Origin of the sequence: Rathayibacter sp. AY1A7 (assembly GCF_002930845.1) — a bacterium.
Lineage (GTDB): Bacteria > Actinomycetota > Actinomycetes > Actinomycetales > Microbacteriaceae > Rathayibacter.
The window spans coordinates 146,437-159,656 of record NZ_PSTL01000003.1 but is presented as its reverse complement, the minus strand read 5'-3'; the positions used below and the strand labels follow the sequence as shown (position 1 = coordinate 159,656).

Here is a 13,220-nt window from a genome sequence, read left to right as displayed (position 1 = left end):
CCGCGTATGTGAGAGCGCTCTCACGAGGTGTGCGGCGAGCTTACGCACGCCCCCGCGGAGAGGTCAAGCGTTTTCGAGAGAGCGCTCTCATCGATTTGATGGTCCGCGCCCAGCCGCGCGCCTCCCCGCCGCCCTCGCCCCACGAGAACGCAGAAGTCGCGGTACTCGAACGCGAGTACCGCGACTTCCATGGACTCACCGCCCCCTGCCGATCGAGTAGCGGCTACTCGACCAGCAGGCCGACCTCAGCCCACCAGCACCGCGAAGCCCTGCGCGGGCAGCTGCACGGAGACGGCTCCGGACGGCGACGTCTCGCTCACGAGCGCGCCGTCCTGCGAGTAGACGCGCAGGGTGCCGGAGCCGCCCGAGACGCCGATCGCCGTGGTGCGCACCCCGTCGGTGGAGTTGCGGATCAGTTCGGTGCGGCCGCCCTCTCCTCCGACCACGAGGCGCGTCACCAGCGGGCGCACCAGCAGCGCGTCGAGGCGCGTCTCGCCGCTCAGCGGGCGGACCTCGACGCTCGACGAGCCGGCCGGCACGGTGCGGCGGAGCTTCTCCGGGAGCAGCGCGCCCGACGCCTCCGTCACCCCCTGCGACCCGACGGTCGAGCGGAGCAGGTCGAGCGGGCGCTTGCCGGACGTCCAGACGCTCAGCGGCGTGCGCTCCGTGCCGCGCTGCGGCTGGTCGATGACGGCCTCCACCACGCGGTCCTGCGTGGACGAGCCGATCGGGATCGACACCGCGCGGCGCGGGTCGGTCAGCGAGAGGTACGAGCCGCTCCAGCCGGCCTCCCCAGTCCAGGACGACTCGGGCGTCACGACGGTGCCGCTGCGCGCGCTCTCGGCCTCGACCAGCGTCAGCCCGTCGCGCGAGCGCTCGGTGGCGACAGAGCGGGCACGGTCGGCGACGTCCGGGTGTGCGTCGAGCGCCAGCATCGCCAGCAAACCGTGGATGGTGCTCTCGGCGCCGCTATTGCGGTTGACGGTGCCGTCGGCCTGGACTCCGTCGAAGACGACTCCGGTGGCCGGGTCGTACACCGGAGCGCGGCTGCGGTTCAGGCCGAAGAACCAGGCGCCCTGCACGCCCGCGAGGTCGGTGAAGGCGCTGGAGCCGGTGGCGTCGGCCAGGGCGAGCGAGTTCTGCAGGCGGGAGTCGGCTCCGTACGCGATCTGCACGCGGTCGGTCGGAGTGGGGTTCCAGCCGTTGTCGGGGCCGCCGGCGGTGAGCAGCTCCGGGGCGAAGCGGGCGCCGTCGACGAGCGCGGGCTCGAGGAGGGAGGAGTCGTCGAGCGCCGCGGACGACGCCGCCAGGCCGCCGGCCATCTGCGACGACCAGGAGCGCCAGAGCGTGCGCGACTTCGTCCACGGCAGGATCGCGCCGTACGGCCAGGCGGTGGTGTCCGCCTCCGTGGTCGTGGTGCGGGCGTAGGCGGCGACGCCCTCGGCGAGCTCGGCCGTGCTCGTGCGCACCGCGGAGTCGTCGGGAGCGGCCTCGAGGTAGGCGGACAGGCCGAGCAGCGCCTCCGAGGTGGCGTCCGCCCCGTCGACGATCAGCCAGGCCGGTACCTGGACGCCGTCGGCCTGCGCGTACTCGCCGTAGCGTGTGAGCACCTCGCGGTCGACCGCGGCGACGCCGAGGCGCAGCCGCTCCTGCAGGAAGGCGGCGAACTCCGGATCCGTGTCGCGGAACGCCGCGTAGCCCTCGCCGAGCGCCCAGAGGGTGCGGGCGAGCCAGTAGCTGTCCTCGGAGTCGCTGGGATCCGGCAGCTCGACCGGCTCGGCGCTCGCGTTCAGCTCCCCGTCGGTCTGCATCCAGAGCACCACGTTCCCGGCGTCGTCACCCTCGGTGGTCTGGAAGTAGGCGAGAGCGCGGAGCGTCTCGAAAGCCTTCTCGCGGCTCTCGGTCGATCCGGTCTGCTGCCAGTGGCGGAGGTAGACGACCGCGGCGCGCGAGATGTCGTCGGTGTTGAACGCGCCCTGCTCGTAGTCGCCGGTCGCCGGATCGAGGCGGCCGCCGCCCACGCGCTCGAAGGCGCCGCCGTCGCGGGCGTCGGCGTAGGTCCACGGCATCACCAGGGTCGGCTCCTCGTCGAGCCGGTAGGTGGTGTGGCCGGGCTCGGGCACCGGAGTGGCGGTGTCGAGGAGGAAGTCGAGGTGCGCCGTGTTCGTCAGCGGCTCGGCCGCCTGCGCGGGGGTCGCGCCGAGGGCGAGGCCCCCGACGGTGAGGGCGGCGGCGGCCAGGACGGCCGCCGATCTGGTGAGCGTGTTCGTCATCGAACTCTCCTCGGGTGGGGGATGCGGGGGCGGATCTCGATACGCGATGCGCGGCTACTCGATCAGCACGAGGCGCGGGCGGACTCGATCAGCGGCGTCAGCCGTCCGTGCGGACGAGGCGGGCCGCGCCGATCTTCGAGTCGGCCATGCCGTAGAAGACGTAGTGCTGTCCGTCGATCTCCTCGATCGCCGTCGGGAAGACGACGTTCGGGACGATCCCGCTGCGCTCCTCCTCCGTCTCGGCCTCGAGCAGCGGCTCGGCGGTACGCGCGATCACCCGCGACGGGTCGTCGCCGTCGAGGAGGATTGCTCCGGCCGAGTAGTTCACGTGCTGCTGCTGCGCGAAGGCGCTGTCGATCACTCCGGTCACCCCGTGGTGGATGAGCAGCCACCCCTCGGGCACGCGCAGCGGCGCGGGTCCGCCGCCGACCTTCAGCTCCTCGAACGGGAACTCCGGGCCGGCGAGGAACCGGTGCCGCGTCCAGCGCGTGAGGCTCGCCAGGTCGCGGTCGACCTCGTCCACCGGCACGTAGCTGATCCAGATGCTCTGCCGCGGGTCCTCGATCCCGGCCGGGAGGCGCACGCCCTCGCCCGGCCGCGTCTCGCCGAGGTCCCACATCGGCCGGTGCAGCACCGCGAACGAGCGAGTGCCGTCCGGAGCGGCGACGATCTCGGGGAAGAACACGCAGTCCTTGTTGTGGAACAGGCCCAGGTCGATGTCGAGCGCGTCGTCGTAGGCGAAGGTCACCGGGCCCAGGCGCCGCCAGTCGCGGAGGTCCTCGGACACGGCGAGCGCCGTCCGGGGCCCGAGCGGCCCGTAGGCGACGTACGTCATCACGTGCAGGCCGAGCGCCTCGATGAAGGTGATCCGCGGATCCTCCACGCCGGCGTTGTGCGCGCCGCGCTCGAAGCCGCGGTCGGGCGCGAGCACGACGCCCTCGCGCTCGACTCCGACGGGCACGCCGCCCTCGACGATCACGCGGGCGAGGCCCACGCGGGAGACGTTGCCGGCGGCGACCATCCGGGGCAGGAGGTAGAGCTCGCCGTCGGGTCCGCGGCCGCTGCCGGGGTTGAGCACCCCTTCGGATTCGAGGGCGTCGCCCGGGGCGGGCTCCATCACGACGCCGACGCGCTCGAGACGGTAGGGGACAGTGGTGAGGGTGGGAGACATGGTCAGCCTTTCACTCCGGATCCGAGATCGGTCGAGACGAAGTAGCGCTGGAACACGATGAACAGCACCACGACGGGGGCGGCGAGCACGACGGCTCCCGCGAGGATCGCCCCGAACGGGTTGTCGGTCGACGACGCCACGTTCGAGATGTAGTTGGCCAGGGACACGGCGAGCGGCTGCAGCGACGCGTCCTTGGTGATGAGGAACGGCCAGAGGAACTCGTTCCAGGGGCCGATGAAGGTCAGCAGCACGGCGGTCACCAGCGCGGGCCGCACCAGCGGGAGCGCGATGGTCCACAGCAGCTTCAGCTCGCCGGCGCCGTCGATCCGGGCCGCCTCGAACAGCTCCTTGGGGAGCTGCAGGAAGTACTGCCGGAAGATGATCACCGCCGTCGAGTTGATGGCGAACGGCAGGATCATCCCGAGGTGACTGTCCGCGAGGCCGTAGTCGCGCGCGATCAGCACGTAGAGCGGGATCTGCAGCAGCTGGAACGGGATGACCTGCACCAGCAGGGCGAGCGCGAACACCGCGTTGCGCCCCCGCCACTGCAGCATCGCGAGCGCGTATCCGGCGAGGACGCCGAAGAACACCGTGCACAGCAGGACGCCGCCGGTGAAGATCCCGGAGTTGACCAGTCCGGTGAGCAGGCTGATCCGCTCGTTCACGTTGACGTAGTTGTCGAGCGTGAGGTTGCCCGGCTCCGGGATCGCTCCCGCCAACGTGGGGTCCGGATCCGTCTGCAGGGAGCCGACGATCATGTAGTAGAAGGGGAAGAGGAAGACGATCGCGCCGATCGCGAGCACGACTCCGCGCAGGATCACGGCTCCGCGGCTGGAGCCGACGGGGCGCCTCCGCGGGGCCTTCTCCGGGGCGGCGGCGGCGGGCACTGCCGAGGCGGCGCCTCCGGCACTGGACAGGGTGCTCATGAGTTCCTCTCCCCCGCGAAGCGGTTCTGCAGATAGGCGATGACCAGCACCAGCAGCACCAGGACCACGCCGATGGCCGAGGCCACGTCGGGCTGCCCCTGCTGGATCCCGAGCTGGTACATCAGCAGCACGGGCGAGGCGGACGCGCCGTTGGGGCCGCCTCCGCCGGTGAGGAGGTAGGGCTCGGTGAAGAGGTTCGCTCCCGTGACAGTCGACACCAGCAGCACCAGGAGGGTCGCCGGCCGCACGCTCGGCACGGTCACCGACCAGAACTGGCGGATGCGTCCGGCGCCGTCGGTCGAGGCCGACTCGTAGAGCTCCTTCGGCACGTTCTGCAGCGCCGCCAGGTACAGCAGGATGTAGAACCCGAGCTGCTTCCAGGTGACGTAGAGCGCGATGATCGGCATCGCGAGCTGCTCGTTGATCAGCCACGACGGGTTCGGCGCGAGCGGCCCGAGGAGGCTGTTGACCAGTCCGTTCCCGTTGAAGAGGAACAGCCACACGCCGACGACCGCGACGCTCGCCGTGACGTAGGGCACGTAGAAGCTGACGCGGAGGAACGTCCTCAGGTGCACGACCTTGTCGAGCGCCGCGGCGAGCAGGAGCGAGAGCACGACCGTCAGCGGCACGTTGATCACCAGGAAGATCCCGATGTTGCCGAACGAGCGGATGACCTGCGGGCTCGAGAACGCCGTGACGAAGTTGTCGAGGCCGACGAACGGCCGCTCCACCTGCACGCCGGGAGCTGCGAAGAAGAAGTCGTGGAACGCGATCCAGACCGAGTAGACGACCGGGAACGCGAAGACCGCGAGCACGAAGAGGAGGTAGGGGCTGCCGAACAGCAGCCCGAGGGGCTGGGGCCCGAGGACGCGGTGCAGGAGGCTCCGCTTCCCCGGCGCCCCGGCCGGCGCGGGCCGGCGGGTGAGGGTGGTCACGGCCGGGTCACTGCTGGCCGGCGAGCCCGGTGACGGTCTCGGCCGCTCCGTCGAGCGCCGTCTTCACGTCGCCCTCGCCGAAGATGACCGTCTTGCCCCACGCGTCGCGGATCGCCTGCAGCATCTGCACGGTGTTCGGTCCCGGCGGCACCTCGATGGTGCGGCTCGCCTGGTCGCCGAAGCGCTGGTAGGCCGGGTTCGCCTCGAAGTAGTCGGCGTAGGTGGTCTGCAGGTCGGTGCGGAGCGGCATCTGGCCGGTGGTCTCGAGGAGCGAGCGGTCCTGCTCCTCGCTGGTCGCGAACTTCAGCACCTCCCAGGCGGTGCCCTTGTTGGCGCAGGCGGAGTAGAGGCCGACGTTCTTCGCGTCGCTGAAGGTCCAGGTGTCCTCGGCGGGCGTGCCGTCGGGGGTGGGCACCGAGACGGAGCCCCAGTTCAGGTCGTCGTAGACCGAGACCGCCCACGGGCCGACGATCGACATCGCGGCCTGGCCGTCGGCGAACGCGTCGCCCTGGTACTGCTCGCGGCCGGCGAGGCCCTGGTCGTAGAGGCTCTTCCAGAAGTCGGCGACCTCGTAGCCCTCGTCATCGGCGAAGGTGGCCTTGCCGTCCTCGACGAGGCTCGTCCCTCCGGTGGCCGCGGCGTAGAGCGGCATGAAGTCGAACTGCGTCTGGAAGAACTCGCTGGTCGGTGCGGGCTGGATGGCGGCGGGAGCGGCTCCCGACTCGACCAGCGTCTTCGAGGTGGCGAGGAAGTCGTCGTAGGTCGACAGCGACGGGTTCTCGGGGTCCAGACCCGCCCTCGCGAAGAGGTCCTTGTTGTAGAAGATGACGACCGGGTTGCTCTTCCACGGCATCTGGAAGTACTCGCCGTCGGCGTTCTGGTACTGCTCGGCGAGGTCGCCGCTGCGGGTCTCGATGTAGTCGGCACCGCCGTCGAATTTCGAGAGGTCGACGAGTCCGCCCTGGCGTTCGAACTGGCCGACCGCGCTGGGGGCCGTGTTGAAGACGAGGCACGGCGCATTGCCGGCCGTGATCGCGGCTCCGATGACCTCCTCGCTGCTCTTGCCCGCGGGGATCTCCTGCCCGGTGATCTCCTCGTCCGGGTGGTCCGCGTTCCAGGCGTCGACCATCGCCTTGCCCCACTGCACCTCCTGCTCGTTGTTCGAGTACCAGATGGTGATCGGGCCGGTGGCGGTGAGGTCGGTCGACGCTCCGCCACCACCGCTGCACGCGGTGAGGGCGAGGGTCGCGAGGGAGGCGGTGGCGATCCCGGTCAGCCAGCGTCTCGTCGTCGAGGGGGCCATGGTGTTCTCCTTGTCCGGCGTGCGCGACGGTGCGCACGCGTCTTCAGTGGGTCGACGGCCGCGGAGGAGCGGTCGAGTGGCGCACCACGAGCCCGGCGGGCTCGAGGTCGACGTCGGGGGCGCTGCCGGACTCGATGAGGTCGAGCAGCGTGCGGGCGGCCTCCTCGCCCCAGCGCGCGGGGCGCGTGCGGGCCGAGGTCAGCGACGGGTAGACGTGGGCGGCGATCTCGGAGTCGTCGAAGCCCGTGATCGAGAGGTCGTCGGGGAGCCGGAGCCCGCGGGCGTGCGCGACGCCGAGTCCGGCGATGGCCATGGGGTCGTTGCCGAAGACGATCGCGGTGGGCGGGGTCGGGCTGTCGAGGAGCCGCTCCGTGGCCGCCGCGCCCTGCTCCGCGCTGAAGTCGGTGGCGACGAGCGCGGTGGGCTCGAGCCCGACGTCGGTGCAGGCCCGCGTGAAGGCCTCGCGGCGGCGGGAGGAGTGGAGCAGGTGGTCCGGCCCGGCGACGTGGGCGATGCGGCGGTGACCGAGCTCCGCCAGGTGCCGGACGGCGTCGGCGATGCCCGCGGAGTCGTCCATCACGACGGCGGGTGAGGAGGAGCCCTCCAGCCGCCCGAGCGTGACGGCCGGGATCTGCAGCTCGGCGAGCAGCGCCGGCCGGGAGTCGTCCTGCCGGAGGTCGGTGAGGAACACGCCGTCGACGCGGCGGTCGGCCGCGAGCGTGCGGTAGACGGCCTCCTCGGAGGCGCCCGGATCGACCACGCTGAGCACCAGCACGCGGCCGCGCTCGGCGAGCACCCGCTCGACCCCCGAGATGAAGGAGGGGAAGAACGGGTCCGCCGCGATGACCGCCGGGTCGCGCGCCACGACGAGGCCCACCGCGAAGGAGACGCTGGTGGAGAGGGAGCGGGCGGTGAGGCTGGGCCGGTAGCCGAGCTCGGCGGCGACGCGGAGGATCCGCTCGCGGGAGTCGGGCGAGACGCCCGGCCGGTCGTTGAGCGCGAACGAGACGAGCGCCTTGCTCACGCCGGCCTCGCGCGCGACGTCGAGGATCGTCGGTCTGCCCGCCATGGGAGCTCCTTCGCTCGTCGCCGCGTCTGAACCGGTTTTGTAAACCGGTTCAGAGCGCCGTAGCAGGGAGGCGGGCGGAGGAGAAGAGGGAGGTGGAGGAGGCGGTGCACGTGCCACCTGGAGCCTGTTTCCCGCCTGTCCCCGGTGCTGGGACGTGCACGCGTCGGCCGGTCGCTACGGTGTCGGACGCCTGTGCAGGGGCACCCGGGATGGCCGCCGAGCGAGTGGCTCCAGGCCGCTCACGGAACCGTCGTATGGCGGAATCTGAGAGCCCTCCGCGTCCCGGCTCCGGCGCGTCCGCCTGGTGCTGGAGTGTCCCGGTGCCCGGTGACCCCGCAGGCGCTCCCCCGACCCGAGAGAGAGAACGATCATGGCCCGCCCCCACACCGCCAGCCGCACCACGAGCGAGCAGCGCACCGAGCACGCCGAGCAGTACTCGGCCGGAGCGCGCTACGCGTCGGAGGCGTTCGGCACCTTCCTCCTGGTCGCCGGCGGCGTCGGCACCGCGGTGTTCGCCTCCGCCTTCCCCGACTCCGGCAACGCGCTCGGAGTCGGCTTCCTCGGCGTCGCCCTCGCCTTCGGCCTCACCGTGATGGCCGGCATCTACGCCGTCGGCCACATCTCCGGCGGCCACTTCAATCCCGCCGTCAGCATCGGCCTCGCCATCGCCGGCCGCACCGAGTGGAAGCACATCCCCGGCTACATCATCAGCCAGATCCTCGGCGGGCTCATCGGAGCCGGAATGGTCTTCCTCGTCGCTGCCGACGGCCCGGCCGGCTACCTCGCCGCCGCCCGCGACTCCGGCTTCGCCTCCAACGGCTACGGCGCCGCCTCCCCCGGCGGCTTCGGCCTCGGTGCAGTCATGCTGACCGAGATCGTCCTGACCGCCGTCTTCGTCGCCGTCATCCTCTCCGTCACCGCCAAGAGCGAGTACAAGGCCGTCGCGCCGCTCGCCATCGGCTTCACGCTGACCCTCGTGCACCTGATCAGCATCCCGGTGAGCAACACGTCGGTGAACCCGGCTCGGTCGATCGCTGCCGCGGTGTTCGCGGGGCCGGATGCGCTGGGGCAAGTGTGGGTCTTCCTGGTCGCGCCGATCGTGGGCGCGGCGATCGCGGGGGTCGGGACGAAGGTGCTGAACCGGCGGAAGTAGAAGGGTGACGGCGCGCGACGCGACGGGCTCCCTCCCTCGCGAAAGGGCACACTGACGCTCCCGACGCAGCACAAAGGACGGTCGGGTGACCCGCGCTCCCTCAGCAGGGTGGCGGCGGGAGTAGAGCGATCACGATCCGGCTGAATCGGCTGATGCAACACGCGAAGGCACCGACTTGCCCCTCGGCTCACTCGAGGCGCATCCTCATCCAGAGCGCTCGACTACGACCTTGCTCCCCGGGCCCACGACGCAGAGCTTGCAGCTGTTGGATCCCAGCAGCGACGGGCGCGTCGAGGTGCAGCCGAGCGCAACGATCTATCGGACGTGCGCCCGAGGCCAAGCAACTGTGGTGCGGCTCCGCCTCAGAAACCCCCTCGCGAACCCAAAGCGAGACGTCCCGCCACGAGACGCCTTGCCGAGACAGACGTGCGCCCGAGATCCGACGAGCGCTCGGGCTTCGCCCGTGAGGCGATCGCGAGTCCCAGGAAGCTAATGGTTCTTAAGACGCGACCGACGGCAACAATACCCGACGCGATACCCCGCACTAGCTACACAAGCCGACGCATTGAGCACCCCTCACTTCTTGCCGACAGCTAGCGGGAAGTGGGAACCGATCACCGGTGGATCTCATCCCTAAGATGATGAGCTACAGGACCAGCCCGTCACGTCATTCACGCATGTGGTTCGCGTTGAACTTTGACACGCCTAATACACAGGAGAAAATGTTGCCACGAGACATGCGCGTATTGAGCATTTTTGTTGCATCCCCAGGCGGCGTGTCAGAGGAAAGAGATGCAGTAGAAGCCGTAGCAGCGAGACTGAACTCATCAATTGGCCGGATACAGAATATCAATATTAACGTTCGACGATACGAACATTTGATAGGAAACGTAGGCAATCCTCAAGAGCAGATAAATACTCACGCAGACGACTCGGATGTGTTCATTGGAATTGTGCATCGCCGGTGGGGTTCAGACACTGGTAACGGGTTCGATTCTGGCTTCAACGAGGAATTCTCTCGCGCCCTCCGCAGATGGCAGCAATCTGGAGCACCAAGAATTGGCCTTTTCTTCAAAGAGGTCGACGCAGAGAGCATCAGGGACCCAGGCGAACAGCTACAAAAGGTACTTAACTTCAAGCGAGAAATTGAAGAACAACATGTAGCTTTCTACAACTCCTTCACGTCAGCACCTGAACTTCAAGGACTGGTTACGTCGCTGATCGCTGAAGAACTTGCACGACTCGCCGCTGTGACCGTAGCACCAGAGGGACAGGGGGCCTTACCTGCAGGAAGGGGGCTTGAAGAACCGCCCGCAGGACGAGAACCAATTTCCACCGAACTCGCAGAAGTCGTGTCGGCTTTCGCCGAAGCTTTAGCAGGTCGTCCAACGGGCAATAAGCTCGATGTTGACCGCTTCGAGCTATTCGGCCTTTCCGTTTCGCGAGACTCCGACCGAGTTCCCACGCATCTTGCGAACCGCTTATTCACGCGTCGCCAGGAGCTGAGATTCATCAGGGCGGAACTTCTTGTATGGCTCAAAGAGTATTGTCGCGATTTGGGTCGAAGTGCAAATACGGAACAACGCGTCATCCCATTTGCGTCGGTGGCGGGATTTGCGTGGATTTCCGAAACCCTGGAGGAGTATGCGCTTGAGTTCGTAGCAGTGGATGACGCCAATTTGCAGATCGGTGTTATGCGGCTTATGAGGCGCCTCCATATTCGGCCAAGGAACTTTTGGCCCCGGTGGTCAGCTGGTACCACTGCGTCGGATCTAGCGGACATCTGGAACTCACTTGCAGAGGCGAGCAGGGGAGAACTCGTACTCTATTGGCTGTCCGTGCGCAAAAAGAGAGACGTCGAACGGGCCGAGCTGCTAGCAACCCGTGAGGAAGCCCTCGGCGACGTGGGTCGATGCCTCGTCGAATTGCTAAATCCTGCGCCTCAAGCAGGCGAATTACTAAAGATCGACCCTCTCATCCTCCTCGATCCACTGGTTGAGTCCCTTTTCTCAGCAGGTTCTGCAATGCAGGGACTATCAGATACGGAACTTGCCAAGTTGGCGGATCGCTCCTACCTCTCATACCCATTGCGCGCATCGGCACTACGGGAATTGGCTGAGCGTGACGTCGTGCCGGATGCGATGATCCTCGGCTTATTCGGTCGTCCACTGGAACCGCGTTGGCGGCGAGTCTCAGACGAAATCCTGTTAGATCGAGAAGTTGGTCCCAATTTCACAAGGTCTATCACCGCTGCGCTCGGAACACTTAGCAGCGGAGGGCCGGGTAGTGAGGAGCGAGAGCGAAATGGCGATGTAGTAGCTATCCTTGCCCGTAAGAATCCTGAGGTCAGCGCAGCTTTCACTCTAACCGACTTAGATGGCGTGTTTGAGCCGGAAAACTTTAGATGGCGTTTATTGCGCTTGCATGGGAATCCCAGCATGCGTCCGCAGGCGCTAGGAGTTTTGAATAGAACCGATAATGCGTATAAGGTGTTCCTGGAATCTATGGATACACTTAATTGGAAGCCTCGTGTGCGAAGATTTGTCAAGGAACGCATAGATCTATCTGCTTTGACATATTTGACGTCTCTGCCTGCGGACAATCAGCAATCAAAGCTACTGAACTGGATACGAGCACTTGCTCGTGACCAAGACTCGCTATTCAGCCGTCAGGCCGCTCGATTGCTTGCTCCGTTTGCTAATGACCAGGATCTAGATCTTATTTTCGAGCACTCCTACGACTTCGAGGATCCGGAAAATATTACTGCTCAGCTATTACGGAGAGCAAGCCTGAAGCGCCTTAGGGAGTATTGCTTCGGTCGGGATGAAAGACTTGCGCGTCTCGCTTTACTTGAGCTTGAGCAACGCGATCGAATGCCATCAAACGCACAGTTAAAGTCTTTGCTGAGAAGTCCCCTACCCGAGATTCGCATCCTCGCATTAAAAAAGCTCACGGCGTCAGCAGATAGTGACTATTTATTGAATGTGGAGCGCGAGTACGTGGCTGGAACAGGTATACATTACTACAATGTAATTTGTGAGCTCGATGACCTATACGCTAATAGCACACTGGCGATATCTGCTTCGCCATGAAAAGGCGTTTACTCACCGCTGGCGGGCGTCAATATTCTTAGTACGAAGGCTGTATGAGTCCGCTTCGTTAATTCACTAGGCATAAATAGCCCGACGAGAAGCAGCAGGAATGTAGCCCATTTGCGTCAGAAGCGCACGCGACACCGCTTTGCCCAGTTCGACGGGGACGGCATTGCCAAGCTGGCGTTGCGCGTCTGCCCGGGTGCCGACAAGCTGGAATTCGTCAGGGAAGGACATTAGGCGAAGCATTTCTCCGACACGAAGACGGCGGGCACGTTCGGTCCCATTCTCGAGGTTGACGTTTTCCCAGTGGAATGGGCCGACCCAAGGACCGGGTTGTGCCTGCACGGTAGAGGAGGGCCTGCTGGGGTCTAGGCACAGAAGAAAGGTCCAGTAGCGGCTGCGCCACTCGAACCGGTCTTGGCCGCCGTAGCGGCTGGTGTGCCACAGGTAGTTCTGCCCCGGCGGCACCTCTGCGGCAAGCTGCCCGTACTCCCCATCGACGATCTCGTCATCGGCATCCAGCGCGAGGGGAAGTTCCTGGAAGGCTTGGGCGGCAGTGACATGCTGCCCGACAGCGCGCCGACCGCGTAGAGGCGCGTCGTCCACTGCTCCCCCACCACGGCCTGTGCCCAGGCGGTGTACTCGTCGGGTTCGAGGATCTCGGAGTTGCCGACGAGGAAGTTGAGGCCCTTCACGGACACGCTCACCAGGGAGAGCGTCGGGTCGGCGCCGGAATCGGGTTCGAGTTCTGCGGCGGGTCCGCGGTCCATGAGGACGGAGACCTCGGCGCGGCGGTTGGTCAGGGATCGTCCGCGCAGGCGTGGGAGTTGCCGTGCGCGAGCGTGTGCGAGCTCGTGCAGCTGGGCGTCGGTGAGCCCGGGCTGTGACGTGATTCATTCTCCGGCGTCGGTGAAGAGGGTGCGTTGCATCAGGCGGATGTCGCGCTCGTGCTTGTTGACGATCTTGCGGACGAGTGGCGAGACCATGCCCGGAGTTTAGAGGGCGGGAAGACAGCCCTCGGCCGGTCGTGGGACGCTGACGGTATGACCGCTCACCGCTCTCCTCTGGCGCGAACCGCCCTGTTTGCGAACGGCATGGTGTGGTTCGGGGCGTCGGTGATGTTCTTCGGCCTCGCCGGCGAGCAGACCTACGCGGCATCCACCGGTGAGTGGTTCAACGTCCTCGGCTGGGCGCTGATCCTGGCCGTGGCCGTGGGTCTGGCCGTCGTGGGTGTGATCGAGAACCGGAACATTCGGGCGGGGAAGACGTACAAGCGGCGTCCCCGCCGCTGATCA

The 13,220-nt window shown here is 66.9% G+C and carries 10 protein-coding genes; 3 read left to right on the top strand and 7 right to left on the bottom strand.

Annotated elements, in window-relative coordinates; all coding sequences use genetic code 11:
- Nucleotides 1–245 precede the first annotated feature (245 nt).
- From C5B95_RS04420 to C5B95_RS04395, 6 genes are all read right to left on the bottom strand, one after another.
- Nucleotides 246–2,273: a hypothetical protein gene (locus C5B95_RS04420; RefSeq protein WP_104348575.1), complete on the bottom strand. Its 2,028-nt coding sequence runs from the start codon at nucleotides 2,271–2,273 to the stop codon at nucleotides 246–248.
- Between the two features lie 97 nt (nucleotides 2,274–2,370).
- On the bottom strand, nucleotides 2,371–3,444 hold the full coding sequence (locus C5B95_RS04415; RefSeq protein WP_104348574.1) for a glycosidase: 1,074 nt from the start codon (nucleotides 3,442–3,444) through the stop codon (nucleotides 2,371–2,373).
- A gap of 2 nt (nucleotides 3,445–3,446) precedes the next feature.
- Nucleotides 3,447–4,370, bottom strand: a complete 924-nt coding sequence (locus tag C5B95_RS04410; RefSeq protein WP_104315265.1) for a carbohydrate ABC transporter permease — start codon at nucleotides 4,368–4,370, stop codon at nucleotides 3,447–3,449.
- Complete coding sequence (locus C5B95_RS04405) at nucleotides 4,367–5,305, bottom strand: carbohydrate ABC transporter permease (protein ID WP_104223956.1); 939 nt, start codon at nucleotides 5,303–5,305, stop codon at nucleotides 4,367–4,369. The genes C5B95_RS04410 and C5B95_RS04405 overlap by 4 nt, the downstream gene beginning before the upstream one ends.
- Nucleotides 5,306–5,312: 7 nt before the next feature.
- Nucleotides 5,313–6,608: an extracellular solute-binding protein gene (locus C5B95_RS04400; RefSeq protein ID WP_104348573.1), complete on the bottom strand. Its 1,296-nt coding sequence runs from the start codon at nucleotides 6,606–6,608 to the stop codon at nucleotides 5,313–5,315.
- A 43-nt stretch (nucleotides 6,609–6,651) separates the two neighbouring features.
- On the bottom strand, nucleotides 6,652–7,677 hold the full coding sequence (locus tag C5B95_RS04395) for a LacI family DNA-binding transcriptional regulator (protein WP_104348572.1): 1,026 nt from the start codon (nucleotides 7,675–7,677) through the stop codon (nucleotides 6,652–6,654).
- A 370-nt stretch (nucleotides 7,678–8,047) separates the two neighbouring features.
- Here C5B95_RS04395 and aqpZ point away from each other — a divergent pair, with 370 nt between their 5' ends.
- Both aqpZ and C5B95_RS17050 read left to right on the top strand, forming a co-directional pair.
- Entirely contained in the window at nucleotides 8,048–8,830 is a 783-nt protein-coding gene (aqpZ, locus tag C5B95_RS04390; RefSeq protein ID WP_104348571.1) for an aquaporin Z, read from the top strand.
- A 620-nt stretch (nucleotides 8,831–9,450) separates the two neighbouring features.
- Entirely contained in the window at nucleotides 9,451–11,922 is a 2,472-nt protein-coding gene (locus C5B95_RS17050; RefSeq protein ID WP_146076487.1) for a hypothetical protein, read from the top strand.
- Nucleotides 11,923–11,997: 75 nt separating this feature from the next.
- Here C5B95_RS17050 and C5B95_RS17695 read toward each other — a convergent pair whose 3' ends face one another.
- On the bottom strand, nucleotides 11,998–12,531 hold the full coding sequence (locus C5B95_RS17695; protein ID WP_219813815.1) for a DNA cytosine methyltransferase: 534 nt from the start codon (nucleotides 12,529–12,531) through the stop codon (nucleotides 11,998–12,000).
- 437 nt (nucleotides 12,532–12,968) lie between these two features.
- On the opposite strand from C5B95_RS17695, the gene C5B95_RS17390 reads away from it, so the two are divergent.
- Nucleotides 12,969–13,217 (top strand): hypothetical protein, encoded by a 249-nt coding sequence (locus tag C5B95_RS17390; RefSeq protein WP_181068002.1) that lies wholly within the window; start codon nucleotides 12,969–12,971, stop codon nucleotides 13,215–13,217.
- Nucleotides 13,218–13,220: the final 3 nt, after the last annotated feature.

Bases quoted from the DNA above. Each gene is read 5' to 3' on its own strand.
- C5B95_RS04400 (WP_104348573.1), bottom strand. From the start codon at position 6,608: ATGGCCCCCTCGACGACGAGACGCTGGCTGACCGGGATCGCCACCGCC.
- C5B95_RS04395 (WP_104348572.1), bottom strand. From the start codon at position 7,677: ATGGCGGGCAGACCGACGATCCTCGACGTCGCGCGCGAGGCCGGCGTG.
- C5B95_RS17390 (WP_181068002.1), top strand. From the start codon at position 12,969: ATGACCGCTCACCGCTCTCCTCTGGCGCGAACCGCCCTGTTTGCGAAC.
- C5B95_RS04415 (WP_104348574.1), bottom strand. From the start codon at position 3,444: ATGTCTCCCACCCTCACCACTGTCCCCTACCGTCTCGAGCGCGTCGGC.
- aqpZ (WP_104348571.1), top strand. From the start codon at position 8,048: ATGGCCCGCCCCCACACCGCCAGCCGCACCACGAGCGAGCAGCGCACC.
- C5B95_RS04420 (WP_104348575.1), bottom strand. From the start codon at position 2,273: ATGACGAACACGCTCACCAGATCGGCGGCCGTCCTGGCCGCCGCCGCC.
- C5B95_RS04410 (WP_104315265.1), bottom strand. From the start codon at position 4,370: ATGAGCACCCTGTCCAGTGCCGGAGGCGCCGCCTCGGCAGTGCCCGCC.